Raw genomic sequence first — 19,353 nt, forward strand, 5'->3', positions numbered from 1 at the left:
TACTTAACCATTCATGGAATAAAGGGAGTGTCATTATGCGCATTGATCTTCATACTCACGGAAAACTATCCAAAAACTCTGATTTCTCGATCGAGTATTTCACAGAAATGGTCACGGAAGCGAAAGCCAGCGGGCTGGATGCCCTCGCGCTTACAGAGCATTTTAACACCCGTCACTTCTACGATGTCTATGAGACGCTGGATCGTCTTTACCCTTATAACGGAGAATACTACGATGCAGACGGACTTCGCATTTTCCCAGGGATGGAAGTGGATATTCAGGAGACGGGGCACATTTTGCTGATTGGTCAAAAAGAACATATCCTCACCATCCGTGCCGGCCTGGAAAATTATACGTCCAAGGGGTCTTTCATTCCCTTTGCCAACCTGCTGGATCTGGCTGAAGCTTGGCCTTTACTCAAAATTGGGGCACACCCTTTCCGCGAATCCACTCCGCTGCATCAGTTGGACCGCAACCTGCTTGGACGTCTGGATGCATTTGACCTGAACGCCAAGGACATGTACAAAATGGATATCCAAACCTGCCGCAGTCAGGTCGAACCGTTTGCCCAATCCCTAGGCAAACCGGTTACCGCCGGAAGTGATACACACCAATGTCTGCAATACGGCAGTGTATACAACGTGTTGGATCGTCCATGTGCATCGGTGGCTGAACTCAAAGAGCAGATTCTCACGGAAGCGTACACCATCGAAATCTCCGCCGATCTTCCCTTACGCGTCAAAGCCTCTATGATGCTCAAGAAAGTAATGAAACGTCTTGCCAAGCTGGAGGCCACCAGTCTGCAGGAGGTTTAGAAAGTGGAGCCACATTTAGACTCACCAAATGGCTGAATGAAAGTTATCAAGCTCAAAAGAGACATGCTCAACAAGAGCATGTCTCTTTTGTATTCCAACATCATTCGTAGCCTATCAGATTACTGAAGTGGGCTTTAGTGATGAATATTCACTTGAGGCATGAATGAATGAGTGGACGCCTCACCTCGATTAAAAATCATGCACCGTCACACACAGCTGAATCGCAATGCCAAACGGATCTCGCACAATGCCGTAACCTGGGCTGAATTCATTTTGTTCATAGGGAACCAGTACCTTAACACCCTCATGTTGCATCAGAGAATGATACAGCTGATCGATTGTACTTTTATCTTTGGATTGAATACATAGTGAACTGCTGTTTCCCAGCAGCCATGGTCTCTCCGTGTCCATTGCCTCTTCCGCGATCATGATCTTGTTAACCCCAATCTCCAGCACTGAATGTGTAACATAGTCATCTTGGCCTGCGGGGTACTCAAAGCCCGGGTTCATCTCCTTCATTTCCTTATAGCTTTTCTTGAATATCACCTTGGCGCCCAGAAACTCCTCATAAAAAGCAATGGCTGCCGCCGCGTCCCCGTTCATCGACAAAAATGGTATCACTTCAAAATTCATTATGTTGCCTCCTAGTTCCTATTGGATTACACTTAACACTATAACAACGAAAGGTGCCAATCCATGGCACCATTAAGAGGGTTCGATATGAAAAAATCAGAACGCATGAACCAGATGCTTCGCTTTATTAATCAAAAACAACAGTTCACCCTGCAAGATCTCATGCAGGAGTTTCAGATCTCCAAGCGAACCGCGTTAAGAGACATCGCTTCATTGGAAGAGTTGGGTGCGCCCATCTATGTCGAATATGGGCGCTACGGCGGATATCGACTGCTGCAACAGATGCAGCTGCCTCCCATATCATTTAACACAGGTGAGCTTCATGCCCTTTATTTTGCGATGCAGGCGCTCCGCAGCTTCTCCAGCTTACCTTTTCAGGTTTCTTTCCGTAATATTCATGAGAAATTTATGAGCGCGTTATCCGACAAGCAACGACAGGATATTGAGAACATTCAACACCGGGTATCCTTCCGACATACAGAGCAGATCCGCGATAGTGCACATTTGGAGTTTTTGTTGATGGCTGCTGTGCAAAATTTAGTAATCCAGATTACGTATCCTGATCAGCGCAGATCACCAGATCAAAGGTCGTCTCCTGCAGACCATACTGATCCTGAGCAATCGGATTCATCTTCTCGTCCATCCAACTCCAACATCCGCACGATCCAACCCATCACGCTCTATGCCAAGAGAGGCTACTGGTATTGCCAGGCGTATGATCTGAATAAACAGGCTTATCGTGTATTCCGCTGCGACCGCATCACCTCAGCCGAAGTGTCAGATATTGAACCTTTGGCTCATGTTATTGAACTTCAAGCACAGGATACCCATTCGTTATGGAAACCATCGGAACAAGCAACTACGTTCAAGTGCCTGATTGACGAAGCCGGGGTTGAGCTATTCCAGCAAGAACATTATCCATCTATGCAGATCATGCACGTCAACGAACCGGGCAATGAATTGGCACAAATGCTTCTTGTAGGTTCTTATGAGACTCATGAACTTGATTTCATTGTTCGGTACCTTGCAGGATTTGGAAAATCCATTAAGATCATGGAACCGGAAACGTTAAAAGAATCACTGCGGCTGTACTATATGAACTTGTTGGATCATATATAAAGATCATATTTCTATATCCATTTCACTTTACATGCCTTTTAGCTCCTGCTCATGATCAACAACTTTTGAGCTTTTTTTATTGCCAATAGCCAATTGAACGATAATCTGCAACACGATGATGATAGCCAAACCATAGAATGCTTGCACGAAGCTGCCTGTTAGATCGCGGAGCCAACCAATTGCCAGCGGCCCCAGTGCTCCCAAGATGTAGCCACCAGATTGAGTCATTGCCGACCAACTGCTAGCTTCCTGAGCATTACTTGTCTCGTCAATCGGCAACATAAGTGCAATCGGAAACAGTCCACCTGCACCAATACCGAGCGGGATCGCCGCGAGCCACGGGCTGACAGAGAGATTCAGCATCAGGACACCTATCAACTCCAACAACGCACATCCGACAAGCCAGAATACACGTCTATGGTACCTGTGTACAAGCATGGGAATGAATAACGTTGAGGGCAGCGATATTAATGTAAATAACGTTTGAATGTTGCCAGCAGTCTCTTGGCTGTATCCCTGGCTTTGAATTGCTGGTGCAAGCCAAGCGGTTAATGAATAGAAGATCGCTGCCATCAGCCCGAAAAATAATGTCAGTATCCATGCACGGCTGTTCTTCACCGGTAGTTGTGCATGTATTACAGCCGAAGTTTGTCCCGATTGTCGATCTCTGCGCGCAGTCCAAGCTAATCTCAGCCAGATTGGCAATGCAATCGTTGCGAGTAGCGCCCATACAGCCAAAGAGCCTCTCCACGATCCGCCCAGTGCATGCTGCAGCGGAACCGATAGTCCCACGCTAATGCTGGCCCCCATCACCATCGCCGTAGAGTAGATGCCTACCATGGCTGCCACTCGGTTAGGGAAATACTGCTTAATGAAGCTGGACAAGAGCGGCCCTGCCATCGCAATCCCCACACCGGACAGAAAAGAAGTGAACATCATCAACGGAGTTGCACCCACGAACCATCGTAGTCCCGTACCTATCCCAATAAGAATTAAAGCCAGAACAATGGCACCTTCGTTCCCCCACCTTCTACTTAGTCTTACAGAGAACGGAGCGAATATGCCCATACATAATACAGGTAATGTAGTTAACAAACTGGCCGTCATTCCACTCAAACCCAGATCATGCTGTATAGTGCTCATGAGAGGAGAAATGGAGGTAATGGGTGGTCTTAAGTTCAGTGAAGCCAGTATAAGCGCCAATACAATATAAAAAATTTTCATTATGGATCACCTCATGGTAGTAGTATCGATGCATTTACCAAGTTCTTATTGGTCCGAAAGGATCTTGGGTTGGTACACTGACTAAGTATAGATTCAATATAATGATTGAACAATACTATTGTTTCTATTAAAATGATTAACAAAACCAATGATAGAGGTGAATTCATGGAGATTCGTCAGATGGAAAACTTTATTACGGTGTGCGAGGAGCTTCATTTTACTCGGGCAGCTGAGAAACTTGGCATATCTCAACCTACGTTGAGTCAACAAATACGTGGGTTGGAGGATGAACTTGGTGTTCCCTTATTTGACCGTGTCGGCAAAAAGATTGTGATGACCCAGGCTGGGACTCTGTTTCTCGAGCATTGTGTACAGATGATCCGGCATTTACAGAATACCCAAGATGCGTTGGCTGAATTTCGCAATGATCAGCGAGGTCGGTTAGTCATTGGTGTTCTTCCATCCGATTTGGATTACCGCATCACTCCACTGCTCGTTGATTTTCATGCCCGATTTCCCAAGGTACAACTGAAGGTCGTCTCTTCGATCTACGTCGTGAATCAAGTGTTGGAAAATGAAGTCGACATCGGCATTGAGATCACGTCTGCCCCTGATAGCCGGCTTGTACGAATTCCTTTGTGCAGTGAAGAATATGTACTGGTTGTTTCCGAGAATCATGATTGGGCTGAACGAGGGACGATTGGAATCCAGGAACTGCGTGATATTCAAACGGTGATGTTCCCTGAAGGATTTACGGGCAGGGAATTGGTCGATGGCTATTGCCGTAAATATGGATTCACCCTAAACACCATCATGGAGACTAGTTCTGCAACCTCTATCATTAGCCTGGTCAAAGCCAACGTTGGAGGAACACTGCTGCCTTATCCTTTGATCCAAGCGATGAATGAACCCAGACTACGCTGTATCCGCATTACGGATGATCCGCCATATCGACACTTTGAGATTATTCATCGCTCCGACCGTTACCTCACGCAATCGGCCAAGGCATTTATTGAGAAGACGATTGAGTATTTTAATCATGGGATAGTTTAGAAGGAGAGGTATTAAAATAGAATGAAAATAAGAGAAGTTGGTTTGTTGACCCATCACATTGAGGCTATAAAAGAGTTTTACGCTATTTCATTAGGAATGGATCTGATGGAGGATAGTACAACATGCGTTTCGTTCCGTGCCGGAGACTCGGTCCTTTCTTTCAAGAAGGCGCCAGAGCAAGAGAAGCCCTACTATCATGTAGCGTTTACGATTCCAACGAATAAACTTGCTGATGCGAAAAGGTGGGCCCAAGACCGTAACATTTCGCTGCTCTCCAAAGCTGGACAGGATGAATTCTATTTCCCTTACTGGGATGCAACAGCCATTTATTTCTATGATCCGAGCGGCAACTTGATGGAATTCATCGCTCACCACTCACTCGATAATGCAGTGGATGAAGCTTTTGAAGTGAAGCATCTGCTATGTATTAGTGAAATCGGCATGCCTGTTGATGATGTTCCTGAGACGATGAGCACATTGGATGGACATTATCACCTTAAACCATTTGCCGGAGACGGAAAGAACTTCTCTCCCACAGGTGATGCAGAAGGTATGTTTATTGTCATTGATAAACAGATGCCCTGGTTCCCAGATGGGCGCATGCCCGGTGTATTTGCTACTGAGGTGAAGGTGGAAACGGGGCAGCCTGGTAGTCTGTGTTTACAGGACGGTATGTACTCGATTAAATCGATTTGATGTAAAAGCGTACTGTATGAAAACCTCAAGAGGGACGTCCGGCTCAATACTTACCAAAACCATCCTCACACGTAATATCCGATTTAAGAATTTCGTACAGATTTTGTTTGGAATTCTCTAATTGTTTTTGTGCTTCTTCAATTTCTGATATTTTCGCTTGGATAATGCTTGCTTGATCATTTCTTGAAAACCCATGTTTAGAGATCATAGATTGGATCTCATGGATCGTAAAACCAACAACTAAACATTGTTTGACCACTTCCAGATGCTGAATAATGCTCTGCGCATATATCCGATAATTATTTTGATCTCTCAGCACATGTTCATCCGTGATAATACCTATCTTCTCATAGTACCGAATAGTGGATATCGGAAGGTTTACCCTGTTTGCCACTTCACTAATTTTCATATGGAACACCCTCATTTCTTTTTCTTGCTATAAAGTATACTTCATAGTTTACAATCCTCATAGTGAGACGGATTAAGATATAAACCATAACCCACTCTCACCACTATTAGATATGAGGAGAGAAATCGATATGAATACAATTACCGGCCAATTCAACAAAACAAATGATTTTGATACCATCGTCTTGGAGCGCCATTCCGTTAAAACCTACGATCCTGAAGTAAAAATCAGCCGCGAGGAGATGACCGAAATACTGGCGAAAGCTTCACGTGCCCCTTCGGCGATTAACATGCAACCGTGGCGTTTTCTTGTCATCGACAGTGCTGAAGGCAAAGAGAAGCTTGCACCACTGGCCTCTTTTAACCAGACACAGGCATTAACGTCTTCGGCTGTCATTGCCGTATTCTACGATGCTAACAATGTTGAATACATGGAAGAGATCTTCAGCAAATCAGTGGAACTTGGGTACATGCCACAAGACATCATGGATATGCAGATGCAGCAGGTACAACCTTATTATGCGAACATGAGCGCATCCGAACTGCGTGATATGAACCTCATTGATTCAGGCCTCATATCTATGCAACTCATGCTCGTTGCCCGTGCTCATGGCTATGATACGAATCCTATGGCTGGTTATGACAAAGGTCAGATCGCTGAAGCTTTCGGCCTGGATAAAGAACGGTTCCAGCCCGTGATGTTGATCTCCATAGGTAAAGCAGCCAAAGATGGCTATCCTTCCTATCGTCTCCCGGTTGAAACGACTACAACTTGGGCATAACCAACAGTAAATTTCAGAACTAACATAACAATGGATAAGGCTATTTATAATCATCATACTCACACTCATTGCAAATTATCTTGTTGTCATGGCCATACCCAGTTAGAAACTGATCGTATGAGAGACATAATGAAGTGTTTTCTTATAACTAGCATTCCGATTCATATAACAACTATAATTGGATATACATTTCAAGAAACATGAAACTCGCCTGCATTACCCTATAGTAACAGTGCTCTCATCCTCTAACCCCGCTATCCGTATAAGTCTTTTAATAAAATATCCTTATGCTGATCTGGACATTGAAAATTGAATAATGTGTTTATAACAAAAAGGGTCCTGATGACAAAGTCATCAGGACCCTTTTAATATATCTTCGTTACTACTATAAGAATTTAGCCAATCCCTTACTCAACTGTTACGCTTTTCGCCAGGTTACGTGGTTTATCCACATCGTGACCCAGTGCCAGGGAAGCGTAGTATGCCAGCAATTGCAGTGCAACTACAGACAGAGCCGGGCTAAGCAATGGCAGCGTCTTAGGAATTGCAAACGCCTGGTCTACGGATTTCAGCAATGGTGCTACGTGCTCTTCGTACGTAATTGCCAGTACATCCGCACCACGTGCTTTCACTTCTTTGATGTTGCTCACTGTTTTCTCAAGTACGTTTTCCTGTGTTGCCAGGGCAATAACAGGGATACCGTCTTCGATCAATGCGAGTGTACCGTGTTTCAACTCACCCGCAGCATAAGCTTCAGAGTGAATGTAAGAGATCTCTTTCAGTTTCAACGATCCTTCTTGAGCTACTGCATAGTCAAGACCACGGCCGATGAAGAAGAGATGTTCATGTTTGGAGATTTGCTCTGCATATCCTTTGATTGCCTCCGCTTGCTCCAACATGGATTCCACTTGTTCAGGCAATGCTTGCATCGCTGCCAGCGTGTGTGCAATCTCTTCTGCAGATTGAGTACCACGAACTTGTGCAAGGTACAGACCCAGCAAGTTGAACGCGATCAACTGTGAAGTATACGCTTTGGTAGAAGCTACTGCAATTTCAGGACCTGCCAATGTTGCGATAACATCATCTGCATCACGCGCAATGGAACTGCCCACTACGTTTGTGATTGCCAGTACATGTGCGCCATTGGATTGTGCTTCGCGCAATGCAGCAAGCGTATCGGCAGTTTCACCGGATTGGCTCACTACAATTACGAGTGTATCTTTGTGCACAATTGGGGAACGGTAACGGTACTCGGAAGCCACATCTGTTTCAACCGGAATACGCACCAATTGCTCAATCACTGTACGTCCAACCAGACCTGCATGGTAAGCTGTACCACATGCAATGATTTGAACGTTACGGATATTTTTAATTTGTTCTTCTGTCATTTTCAACTCAGGAAGTTGAACCTTTTTGCTTTCATTATCGATGCGACCCAGCATTGTATCACGATATGCTTTTGGTTGCTCATGAATCTCTTTCAGCATGAAGTGCTCGAATCCGCCTTTTTCTGCAGTTACAGCATCCCAATCGACACGAATCATTTCCCGAGAAATAAAGTTGCCTTCAATCGTCATCAATTCGACAGCATCATGTGTCAAAACAGCCATTTCACCATCATTCAGAATGTACACGTTACGTGTATGTTCCAGAATTGCCGGGATGTCGGAACCAATGAAGTTCTCGCCTTCACCAATACCAATAATCAATGGGCTTGCTTGACGCACAGCTACGAGTTTCTCCGGCTCATGCTCTGTCAATACACCCAGTGCGAATGCACCACGCAACAACGTGATCACTTTTTGCACTGTTTTAACGATATCACCATTGTATTCACGTGCGATCAGGTGAGAGATAACCTCAGTATCTGTCTCGGAAGTGAACGTGTGACCTTGAGCCATCAATTCGTCCTTCAGATCCAGGTAGTTCTCAATAATACCGTTATGCACAACAGAGAACTTCTGGCTTCCATCTGTGTGTGGATGAGAGTTTTCATCCGATGGTTTACCATGAGTTGCCCAACGTGTGTGTCCGATTCCGGCATTACCTACCAATGGTGCACCATCCAGCTTGGCTTCAAGGTTCGCAAGACGACCGAGAGCTTTCGTGATTTGCAGACCTTCCGGTGTGAATACCGCGATACCTGCAGAATCATAACCACGATACTCAAGTTTCTTCAAGCCTTCGACCAATACCGATTGAGTGTTCTTATTACCAATATATCCAACAATACCGCACATAGTTTATTTCCTCCGTTTGTATATGAATACTGTGTCACGAAGAGAAACAGGCAGAGGCGGCATATCGGAAAAATGAGTGATTGCCTAGCGGTTCATGAATACTTGTTACCTATTCAGTTATCAATGATCAGAGCGACCTCGTGTCGCCCCGCAGTCATCATAAGCTGTTATGAATGCAATCATGAATGTACATCATTTTCCCGTCCGCGTACTGTTTACGCTCTTCGCGCACATTCATTTGAATTTTAGTTTAACTCTTGCACCTACACCGGCGCGTTGTGTGGACAGTCACCTATCCCTTTTCCGCAATCCGGTTTACGGCTCTGGTGCTTCACCGGGAGGTCCCCGCCGAACAATCCGAACACCTCCACCTCGTCAGCTTGATTGCCGTTGATCTTAATCAGCCGTTCTTCAACCTAGAAGAAATCCTGATCAACATCATCCCGCGCAACTCCAAGCTCTGGCGCTTGTGTAACTGTAACCTCGTTCCTCACTTTCTGTGTCTGAATGACGACTCCACTCATTATATGCACGTCAGGTCCATTTTGCAATGGAGCAAAGTACCTGTGACAATTTCAGCATATTTACCCACAATCCCGACCGGATAATCGGACCCTTGGTCTCATCAGGCCGGGACGCAGGAATATTCCACTATAAGTCCTAAATCTTGTTCTATTAGACCCCTTTTACACAACAATTCCCTTTAAAGAACCGTATGAACGAGGGATTTCTTCCAGTCCTATACCAGTTCTTTTTGCACTACATCTGCGATTTGAGACACAAATTGTTCAAGTTCGTCTTTATCTGGTCCTTCCGCCATAACACGGATCAGAGATTCAGTACCTGAAGCACGAACGAGTACACGTCCATTATCGCCGAGTTGTTGTTCTACTGTAGCAATAGCTTGCTCAATCGCAGAATTGCCCTCATATTTGCTCTTATCTTCAACACGCACATTGACCAATACTTGTGGGTACTGGGTCATCAGCGCTTTTAGTTCACTCAGTTTTTTACCGGAAGCCTTGAGTGTATCCACGAGTTGGATCGCAGTCAGCATACCGTCTCCGGTTGTATTGTAATCCAGGAAAATAACATGGCCGGACTGCTCTCCGCCCAGGTTGTAACCGCCGCGACGCATTTCTTCCATCACATAACGGTCACCTACTGCCGTTTTAGCTGTTTTCAGTGCAAGTTTCTCCGTTGCTTTGTAGAATCCGATGTTACTCATAACGGTCGATACAACGGTACTGTCCTTCAACTTGCCTGCACGATTCATCGCATCACCACAGATACACAGAATGAAGTCTCCATCCACCTCAGCACCTGTCTCATCAATAGCAATCAGACGATCGGCATCCCCGTCAAAAGCAAGACCCAGATCTGCTTTATGTTTGAGTACTTCCTGTTTCAGGTTCTCTGGATGAGTTGATCCACATTGCTCATTGATATTCAGGCCGTTAGGCTCAGCACCAATGGCGATGACTTCTGCACCAAGTTCACTGAACAATTTCGGTGCCAGCTCATAAGCTGCTCCGTTTGCACAGTCCAGAACAATTTTAAGACCGGAGAATGACTCATTTACAGTCGTTTTCAGGAAATCGAGGTAGCGATAACGGGATTCTTCATCCGTCGTTACGGTACCCAGACCGCCACCAACTGGCCGTGGCAATTGATCTGTCTCCGCATCCATCAGCTCTTCAATCCGGTTCTCTGTCTCATCGGACAGCTTGAAGCCATCTCCGCCAAAGAACTTGATTCCGTTATCCTCGACTGGATTGTGGGAAGCCGAGATCATCACGCCCGCATCAGCCTTCAACAAACGTGCAATGTATGCCACTCCCGGAGTGGACACAACGCCCAGACGAATTACATCAGCGCCGATGGACAACAGACCTGCAACCAGAGCGGATTCTAACATCAATCCCGAGATACGAGTATCCATGCCGATAACCACTTTCGGTCTTTCCACACCACCTGCAAGCACGTAACCACCACAACGTCCAATGCTGTAAGCCAGCTCTGCCGTTAGCTCTTTATTGGCAACCCCTCTTACACCGTCTGTACCAAAATATTTCCCCATGATTTAACTCCTTCTATTCGCATCATATACGAGCACTGTTATTATTTTTCAAGAATTTTAGAATTAGAACGTTACGGATTTGAGCCACTTTTACTGCCACTACCGCTGTTATTGTTATTTAAACTTCCTCGATTGGTTGTGCTCCCCTGTTGACCCTGATCCTGATTGTCCGTATTCGATTCCGTCTCTTCTTCATCAGGAACAGGCTCGGTTTCCCCATTTTCGACCTCGGCTGGTGCAGGGTCAGGTGCTACCGTTCCCTCATCTGTCGGGTCTTCGCCAGGAGTGGTCGTTGTATCTTCAGCCTTTTCACTAATTTTGACCGTTGCACTCAGAGCATTAGATGATTCATCCAGTTTGGCAAAACGGGGCAGTTCGGCTTCAAGCTCAATCTCATGCGTTCCGACCGCAAGCCCAGCAAGATCCCCCGTCAACGTGAGATCATCACTACTCAGACCCTCGAGCATACTAGCTGACCCTGTAAGTGTGAGGTTTAGACCGCCACTTCGAGGCGTAACCAGTGTACCTTCCAATCCATTCCCCGCACCGGTAAGTGTGATGGGGACATTTGGAAAGACTTTCGTCGTCTCCTCTGCCTCGTCAAATGGGGATATGGTTACCTTAATCTGAATCGAACTAGGCTCGATTTTCTCAAAACCGGAAGGCGGCGTCAAGTCCACGTTAACTGTCGACGTACCTGACTGCTCGAACTGCGTCAGATCAAGGGTTACTTGGTCGTAGGCCTGTATACCCGCAAGTGCGTCCTCTGATCCATAAACCGAGACTTCTTTCACGCTTGGCTCTACCGTGGAGAGAACCAGGCCTTCAGGCAACTGTCCCGAATATTTGATTCTTAAGGGTACAGATGTATAGGGCTGATTGACCGGAACCCGGACTTCAACCGTTTGTGGCGTTATAATCGCATTTTCAAGGACCTTACCTTCAGCATCGTATGCCTGGAGTTTCACTTTTTTCTGGATGACATCTTCCTTGGCATCTTTCACGCTCACACTGCCCTGGACCTTCGCTACAGCTTCAAGTTGCCCTTCGGGCAGAGTTACCTTAACCGGACCTGAAGGTTCAATTACGGGCGTCCCAGCGCTGTATCCGGCGGATGCTTCTCCTTCGGGTACAATATTCACATTGAAAGATTTGGTGCCCAATTTTTCTACATTCACGGTAACCATGGAAGGCTCCATGCTGACCACTTCTACCCCGGAAGGCAGATCTGGCACCAGCGGCAGTGTATTGGACCCATCTTTCACCTGACTCAGATCGACCAGTACCTTGTAATCATCATTGGTAAAAATCGATGTAAGCATCGAACGCTGCCCTTTGATTTCCAGCCGGACCTCATCTGTACTTAGTGAAGTAAGCACATAACTGTTGCTGTCTAATCCATAAGGTTGAACAGGCACCGTACGTTCCACAACCTTATTGGTTGTCCCTGTCGTAATCGTAGGGGTGGTTGGTACTTCATCCAGATGAATCATGAACCAGAGCAGCAGGCTCACCGCAAGTGCAAGTATTTTGGCAAAGTTATTGTTGTTAAACCACTTATCCATTGTTACGTCCTCCCTTCCGTTTCCAGAAGGTTGTCCAGCCATTCTTTTTCAGATTGGAAGTAGGGCGCAACTCCTCATACAATTTGGCAATCAGCGATTCTTCCTTAATATCACGAACGACCTGTCCATTCATCGCCAGCGACACCTGTCCTGTCTCCTCAGAGACAACCAAACAGATCGCATCTGCAACTTCGGTAATCCCGATTGCTGCACGGTGGCGTGTTCCCAATTCCTTGCTGATAAACGGATTTTCTGATAATGGCAAATAACAGGCTGCCGCCGAAATTTGTTTTCCCTGTATAATGACGGCTCCATCATGGAGCGGTGTATTTGGAATAAAGATGTTAATCATCAGCTCGGAGCTGACGAGAGATTGCATCTTAATGCCCGATTCCGTGTAATCGTTCAGACCCGTTTCACGTTCAAATACGACCAATGCGCCAATTTTACGTCGTGACAAATAATTAACAGACTTAATAATCTCACCAATTAACACCGTTAATTCTTCATCACTTGCTGCCGCTGAACGCCCAAACAGCTTCCCACGTCCCAATTGCTCCAGACCACGACGCAGTTCCGGCTGAAAGATAATGAACACCGCAACGACACCAAACGTAAACATTTGGTTCATCAACCACTTGAGCGTATACAGGTTTAGCCACGTACTTAATGCCCAGATCAGCACAAGGAACAGAATTCCTTTTAGGAGCTGAACCGCACGCGTACCCCGCACAAGCAAAATCAGTTTGTACATAATATAGGTAACGATCAATATATCGATAACGTCCTTAATGGACTCTTTCCACGTTAAGTCAGCAAAATAATTCATAAGCCAGCCCCCGCTATCCCCATTGATGAGTGAACCCTGATCTCATATTAACCCATTAGGATTTTATATAATCCTTTGTCTCCGCATTTTACATCATTGGATTCCTGCAAAATGCTTATCTATATGTAGTAGTATGTTCTCTTTAGTATCTAGGTTATAACGTTAACGTTCAGGTTGCAAGTTACGGCAGTCACAAACTGCGCATAAACATCACATTTACCATGAATTACAAAGTTTACGTATAAAAAAAGAGTACCCCTTGCAATCTGGAGGTACCCTGCTTGGTATATACCATTGAAGATTTACCCTGTTCTAGCGATAAGCTACTTCATTTACCATATTGGTTATTTTGTACCAGAACCAGTCCAGCGCCTGGTCAATACTTTTCACCTGACCTGAAATATGCGCCGTTGAAGCCTGAAACAGTTGTCCGTCGATAACCGTCAGATTGCCGTTCACATCACCATATACTTGTGCAGTTCCATTTTCTATCGTAAGATCGCCAGCAATAGACTTACCTTCAGGAACAATAACCGTGTTACCCTGAATCACGATCTGGTCCAGATTATTTCCCTTAACGACCATTTCGTTGTTCTGATTCCAGAAATTCAAGGCGCTAAAGAGCATCACGACCAAAAAGAAGGCTGCCGCCGTCAGCGCGGGATGTCCTTTCACCCATTTGAGCCATGCTTGCTGTCTCTTGGGCTGGGGCAGAGCATTCATAATTCGATTGGTCAGCTCATCCGAGGCAGACGGTGAATAGTGTTTCATGGCAAAGAGTAGCATTTCCGTCTGTTCCAACTCTTTAAAGCGCATGCGACAATCCGGACAGATCACAAGGTGACTTTTCAGCTCAACCTTCTGGGCCGGGGACAACGACTCATCCAAACATTCATGCATTAAAGAGACGGCCGAGTTGCAATCCATATGAGAGCCAATCCTTTCTTAAATCACTTAGTCCATGAGCCATTAAAAAGCACGCATAAGACTTGCATACATTACATACGCATCCGTTTCGGATATGTTTCAATTAATTTCGCCCAGATTTAAAGGCGTTTAACATTTATAACTTATACTCCAATTTTTTGCGTAGAAAATCACGGCCCCGATGAACGCGTGTCTTGATCGTTGTTACGGGCATACCTGTAACATCACTGATTTCCTGTAGCGACAAGTCCTGTAAATATCTCAGAATCATAACGGACTTATACTTGGCTGGCAAACTGTCAATGGCCTCACGAATGAGTGTCTGCGTCTCTGACAGAAGTGCTTCACTCTCCGGTGTGCGATCATCACTCGGGAGCATCGCATAACCATCAGATCCTTCCTGATCATTCAGTTCGGCATCTAACGAGTATGAAGGTTTCTTTCTGCGCAGTCGGTCAATACACAGATTGGTCGCAATCCGGTAGATCCAGGTTGAAAACTTCTGGTTCGGATCGTACTTCTCCATATTACGAAACACACGCAAAAACGTCTCCTGCACAACGTCTTCAGCTTCATGACGATTGTTCAGCATCCGGTATGCCAAATGAAACAGCTTGTCCTTATATAGTTCAACGATTTCTGCAAAGGCTCTCTGGTCGCCCTTAAGCACCAGTTTCACAAGCCTATTCTCCAAATTGTCCACCCTTATTCCCCCAGACATGCTGATGGGTCTTCCGTCTTCTGATACCCGTCCACACTTGTAATTCACCAATCAAATCGTAAATCAACTTTGGTCAAAAATCAAGACTGTATGACAAATATCCGCCAAAAACAGTAAAAACGGGAACTCCAGCAGGAGTCCCGTTTCATCTCTCACTCCGTAGAGCAGAGAATGGAGCTTTTAGTTAACAAAGTAATGGGTACTTTGTTTCATATAATCATTCATTTGAACAGTTTGATAATCAACCTGTATTACGCAGTCCTGCAGCGATGCCGTTAATGGTCAGCAATACTTCTCTAAGCAGTTCCGTATCATCCTCACCACGTTCGCGCATATCTCTGAGCTCGCTCAGAAGTTGAACTTGCATGTAGGACAACGGATCTACATAAGGATTACGAAGACGAATGGATTCCTGAATAACCGGTACATCATCCAGAATTTCAGCTTCTCCGGTAATTTTAAGAATCAACTCTTTTGTGAGCTTGAATTCAGCTTCAATCTGACCGTATATGCGATCACGTGCTTCCTTGTTGGAAGTCATGGCTGAGTATTCTTTGGCAATCACCAGATCTGCTTTGGCAATTGCCATCTGCACCGTATCAATCAGCGTGCGGAAGAATGGGAAGCTTGCATACATTTCTTTCAGGACAATCAGATTTTCCTCTTTATCCTGATAGTAACTTTGCAGTCCTGTTCCTGCCGCATACCATGCCGGAAGCAGATAACGACTTTGTGTCCAAGCGAATACCCACGGGATCGCTCTCAGATCTTCAAACTTATCGCTATTCTTACGCTTGGATGGACGGGAACCAATATTCAGTTCACCAACCTCCGGAAGCGGTGTTGATTCCTTGAAGAAGGTGAAGAAGTCCGGATCACGGAAAATCAGATCCTGATACTTTGTCAGGGATACTTCCGAAATCTCTTTGATAATGCTATCCCAATGACGCTCGGATGCTGACTCTTGCGGCTCAAGACCATTGAGTGCTGCTGTGATCAGAGCCGAAGTTGCTTGCTCCAGACTGCGGTATGCAATCCCTTGAAGGGAATAACGGGAAGAAATAACCTCTCCCTGCTCCGTAATCTTGATGCCTCCACCAATCGTATGCGGGGGTTGAGCAAGAATACTACGGTTGAGCGGCATGCCGCCACGTCCAAGAGCTCCACCGCGTCCATGGAAGAACTTCAGCTTAACGCCGTGTTCATTACCTACAGCCGTGATGGCGTTCATTGCTACGCGCAGTTCCCAGTTGGCTGTAACCACTCCGCCATCCTTGTTACTGTCTGAATAACCAAGCATGATTTCATGCAGTTCATTGCGTCCTCTTACGCTTGCGCGGTATACAGGAAGGTTGAACAGCTTCTGCATAATATCCGAAGCCGCATGTAGATCATCAATCGTTTCAAACAATGGCACTGCTTGAAGTGTAGATGTAATTTCACCGTTGTGTCCTTTGGTGAACAAGCCCACTTCCTTCGCAAATACCATAACCTCCAGCAAATCACTTGCGCCCTGCGTCATACTGATCAGGTAACTTGTGATACAGCCGTCCCCAAATTCATTCTGGGCACGCTTAATGGTACGGAAGACATCCAGACACTCTTTGGTTCCCTCCGTGTATTGATGATAAGGAGAAGTAAGCGGACGCGGATCATCCAGCAAACGAGCAAGCAGATCGATTTTACCGTCCTCTGTCAGACGCGCATAATCTTCTACAATGTTCATTTTAGCCAGAATCTCAGACATCGCATTTTCATGTTCCTTACTGTGCTGACGCACATCCAATGCTGCGGTATGGAAACCAAACAACTCCACTTGACGAATCATTTTGCGAATAGTCGTATCAGCTACGTAATCGGCAAAATGATGGCGCAGACTTCGATCAATGATCATCAGATCATCAATCAAATCCTGAGCGCTATGATAACGGTCAGGCTGACCTAATTTGTTCTCGTCTAATACATTGTTCAGCTTGGCAATCATATAAGCCAATTTGATGCGATATGGCTCTTTTTCATTCCGCCAGATATCCACTTTTTTCAATGTAACACAACTACGGTCCTGCTCAATCGACTGCACCAGCTCATCCGATATATGGATGATGTTCGTGCTGAAGCTGAGATGGCCCATAAGTTCAATCATAATCCGTTGGTATTCACGCAAAGCGAGCTTGCGTTGCATCAACAGCGTCTGCCATGTTACATCTGAAGTTACCGAAGGATTTCCATCCCGGTCTCCACCGATCCAGGAACCGAACCGCAAATACGTCGGCACATGCCAGTCATGGTCAGGGTAAAATTTGTTCAGGCAGCGTTCCAGCTCCTGATATACATCCGGAAGTACGTGGAACAACGTTTCATGAAAATAATACATCCCATTCCGCACTTCATCGAGTACAGTCGGTTTGCGGTCGCGAAGTTCATCTGTCTGCCAGAGTGTAATAACCTCATTCAACAGCTTCTCTCGCAACTGTTCACGTTCACGTAACGTCAGCGTAGGATTATCAAGTAGCATGACATCTTCGGATATCCGTTTGTGGATGTCCAGTATAACCCGGCGCATGGCCTCGGTTGGGTGAGCTGTCATAACGAGTTCCAGTGATAATTCGTCCAGAATCTCTTCTACTTCCGTATGAGACAGTCCACGTTCCTTGAGATCCTGTACTGCTTTTTCTATTGATCCTGGCTGTACCGCGTCCCCTGCAGAACGCTCATAATCCCGTTTACGCCGGATCCGATGGTTTTGTTCAGCAATATTAACTAATTGAAAATAAATTGCGAAAGCCCGGATAACCTGATGACGATTGTCCGAGTCTAATTCCTGGATCATCGTTTTAAACTCTGCATACAGTTCTGGCAGAAATTCTGCACGCAACGATTTGCTCGTTTCCCGAATCTTCTCAACGATATCTAGAAGCTCCGTGCCGCCTTGATGGACAAGAACTTCCCCGAGTATATTGCCCAGGAACCGCACGTCTCGCCGAAGCAGGTTGTTGGATTGGCTTTTGCTGGCGGTTACCATAGTTTCAGTCATGCTTATCCTCCCATCTGATCGTTCCATTCGTACACGTAAATTTGACACCTTCATAACATCATACAATAAAATGGCACGAAAATCTTTATTTTTCTACTAGAAAAAATGGGGATTATCCCCGATTTGCAGCACAAAAACACGCTTTTTTATTCATTTTCTTGTTCTGCTTCAATTAATGGTCATATGCTGTCGCATGATACCTTTTTCACGTACTTTAGATAAATCAAATGTCTCATACCTATGCTTAAAAATTTATAAATATACAGTTACTTTAGATATGATTCCATGGTACCTGATCGTAAGGTTAAACTGCATAATTTCATTGTTTGAGAACAGATGATATACAAAGAAACATGACCGGCAAAGCAAGCTTTTGTATACTTTACCACAGTGACGTAATAAATTAAAGGTGTAAATATAAATTTTCTAACCACTACAGTCTGCTTATTAGGCGACTTTCTTATGTGCTTGTTAATTCACTGTAACCACAGGGATATCTTAACAGAACATTTCTACATATTGTTCTGGTCTTCTTGGGCAGATTAATTTATAGCTCTAACCAAAAAGGAGGATTCCAAATGATGAAGAAAGCTACTACAACTATTGCATCCATACTGCTGGTTGCAGCATTGGCGGGTCCAGCAGCTGCTGATGGTCAAATGTCCAAAGGTGTGGATACCAACACCAACGGTTCACGTGTTCGCTCTTATCAGGACACCAACTACATGGACCGCACAAACACTAATTCCAACATGAATATGAACATGGATGGAAACTACCGCAACAATGGTGACTATCGTACCAACAATGTTCGTGCTAACGCCACTACAAACGACCGTGATAATGGTATGGATTGGGGTTGGCTCGGTTTGTTGGGACTGCTGGGGCTGGCTGGCATGCGTAAAAGAGTGACGGATCGTAACGAACGTTAACACTAATTAAGGCATGTTATAATCACTACTGCTGCATTTTAGGGGAACCTCAGAAGCAGAAGTAAACAGAAGTAAGCACAAGAGCCAAGACTTCCCTACTTTAAAGGCATAGGGGGTCTTGGCTCTTTTTAGCAAGAAATGTACTCTACATATAATATTGTTGATGTGTTAAACCGTGAAATATAAATAAAAAAGCCTCTGCATCAGCAAAGGCTCTTTCATTATGTCATGTAAGCGGGTGATGGGAATCGAACCCACGCTATTAGCTTGGAAGGCTAAAGTTCTACCATTGAAC

16 protein-coding genes are annotated in these 19,353 nt (G+C 45.2%); 6 read left to right on the forward strand and 10 right to left on the reverse strand.

Annotated features, from left to right (window positions below; all coding sequences use genetic code 11):
• Nucleotides 1-35 precede the first annotated feature (35 nt).
• The gene (locus FS628_RS26395) at nt 36-815 is read left to right on the forward strand and encodes a PHP domain-containing protein (RefSeq protein WP_145325910.1); all 780 of its coding nucleotides are present in this window, start codon (nt 36-38) and stop codon (nt 813-815) included.
• Nucleotides 816-1,004: 189 nt separating this feature from the next.
• Here FS628_RS26395 and FS628_RS26400 read toward each other — a convergent pair whose 3' ends face one another.
• Nucleotides 1,005-1,448: a VOC family protein gene (locus tag FS628_RS26400; protein WP_145325911.1), complete on the reverse strand. Its 444-nt coding sequence runs from the start codon at nt 1,446-1,448 to the stop codon at nt 1,005-1,007.
• Between the two features lie 87 nt (nt 1,449-1,535).
• Here FS628_RS26400 and FS628_RS26405 point away from each other — a divergent pair, with 87 nt between their 5' ends.
• On the forward strand, nt 1,536-2,567 hold the full coding sequence (locus tag FS628_RS26405; RefSeq protein WP_145325912.1) for a helix-turn-helix transcriptional regulator: 1,032 nt from the start codon (nt 1,536-1,538) through the stop codon (nt 2,565-2,567).
• Between the two features lie 27 nt (nt 2,568-2,594).
• Here FS628_RS26405 and FS628_RS26410 read toward each other — a convergent pair whose 3' ends face one another.
• On the reverse strand, nt 2,595-3,791 hold the full coding sequence (locus FS628_RS26410; RefSeq protein WP_145325913.1) for an MFS transporter: 1,197 nt from the start codon (nt 3,789-3,791) through the stop codon (nt 2,595-2,597).
• A 105-nt stretch (nt 3,792-3,896) separates the two neighbouring features.
• Here FS628_RS26410 and FS628_RS26415 point away from each other — a divergent pair, with 105 nt between their 5' ends.
• A complete protein-coding gene (locus FS628_RS26415; RefSeq protein ID WP_260871200.1) occupies nt 3,897-4,844 on the forward strand; it encodes a LysR family transcriptional regulator in 948 nt (315 codons plus the stop codon).
• A 21-nt stretch (nt 4,845-4,865) separates the two neighbouring features.
• On the forward strand, nt 4,866-5,540 hold the full coding sequence (locus tag FS628_RS26420; RefSeq protein ID WP_145325915.1) for a VOC family protein: 675 nt from the start codon (nt 4,866-4,868) through the stop codon (nt 5,538-5,540).
• Between the two features lie 43 nt (nt 5,541-5,583).
• Here the strand turns inward: FS628_RS26420 and FS628_RS26425 are convergent, their stop codons facing one another.
• Nucleotides 5,584-5,949 carry a MerR family transcriptional regulator gene (locus tag FS628_RS26425; protein WP_145325916.1) on the reverse strand — a complete coding sequence of 122 codons (366 nt, stop codon included), beginning with the start codon at nt 5,947-5,949 and terminating at the stop codon, nt 5,584-5,586.
• Between the two features lie 130 nt (nt 5,950-6,079).
• Here FS628_RS26425 and FS628_RS26430 point away from each other — a divergent pair, with 130 nt between their 5' ends.
• Nucleotides 6,080-6,730: a nitroreductase family protein gene (locus FS628_RS26430; RefSeq protein WP_145325917.1), complete on the forward strand. Its 651-nt coding sequence runs from the start codon at nt 6,080-6,082 to the stop codon at nt 6,728-6,730.
• A gap of 407 nt (nt 6,731-7,137) precedes the next feature.
• On the opposite strand, the gene glmS is transcribed toward FS628_RS26430, so the two are convergent.
• The 7 genes from glmS to ppc form a co-directional block, all read right to left on the reverse strand.
• Entirely contained in the window at nt 7,138-8,970 is a 1,833-nt protein-coding gene (glmS, locus tag FS628_RS26435; protein ID WP_145325918.1) for a glutamine--fructose-6-phosphate transaminase (isomerizing), read from the reverse strand.
• Between the two features lie 739 nt (nt 8,971-9,709).
• Nucleotides 9,710-11,050, reverse strand: coding sequence for a phosphoglucosamine mutase (gene glmM, locus FS628_RS26440; RefSeq protein WP_145325919.1), 1,341 nt, complete (start codon nt 11,048-11,050; stop codon nt 9,710-9,712).
• Nucleotides 11,051-11,121: 71 nt separating this feature from the next.
• Nucleotides 11,122-12,615 (reverse strand): CdaR family protein, encoded by a 1,494-nt coding sequence (locus FS628_RS26445; RefSeq protein WP_186327977.1) that lies wholly within the window; start codon nt 12,613-12,615, stop codon nt 11,122-11,124.
• On the reverse strand, nt 12,608-13,444 hold the full coding sequence (cdaA, locus tag FS628_RS26450; RefSeq protein WP_145325921.1) for a diadenylate cyclase CdaA: 837 nt from the start codon (nt 13,442-13,444) through the stop codon (nt 12,608-12,610). The genes FS628_RS26445 and cdaA overlap by 8 nt, the downstream gene beginning before the upstream one ends.
• 312 nt (nt 13,445-13,756) lie before the next feature.
• Entirely contained in the window at nt 13,757-14,371 is a 615-nt protein-coding gene (locus tag FS628_RS26455; RefSeq protein WP_036614042.1) for a zf-HC2 domain-containing protein, read from the reverse strand.
• A gap of 136 nt (nt 14,372-14,507) precedes the next feature.
• The gene (gene sigW / locus FS628_RS26460) at nt 14,508-15,074 is read right to left on the reverse strand and encodes an RNA polymerase sigma factor SigW (protein ID WP_017692117.1); all 567 of its coding nucleotides are present in this window, start codon (nt 15,072-15,074) and stop codon (nt 14,508-14,510) included.
• A gap of 259 nt (nt 15,075-15,333) precedes the next feature.
• Complete coding sequence (gene ppc, locus FS628_RS26465; RefSeq protein ID WP_145325922.1) at nt 15,334-18,126, reverse strand: phosphoenolpyruvate carboxylase; 2,793 nt, start codon at nt 18,124-18,126, stop codon at nt 15,334-15,336.
• A 581-nt stretch (nt 18,127-18,707) separates the two neighbouring features.
• Between ppc and FS628_RS26470 the strand changes: the two genes are divergently transcribed.
• Nucleotides 18,708-19,058 (forward strand): WGxxGxxG family protein, encoded by a 351-nt coding sequence (locus FS628_RS26470; protein ID WP_260871201.1) that lies wholly within the window; start codon nt 18,708-18,710, stop codon nt 19,056-19,058.
• Nucleotides 19,059-19,353 lie beyond the last annotated feature (295 nt).

Source organism: Paenibacillus xylanexedens, from assembly GCF_007676705.1.
In the GTDB taxonomy this organism is placed as follows: Bacteria; Bacillota; Bacilli; order Paenibacillales; family Paenibacillaceae; genus Paenibacillus; species Paenibacillus xylanexedens_C.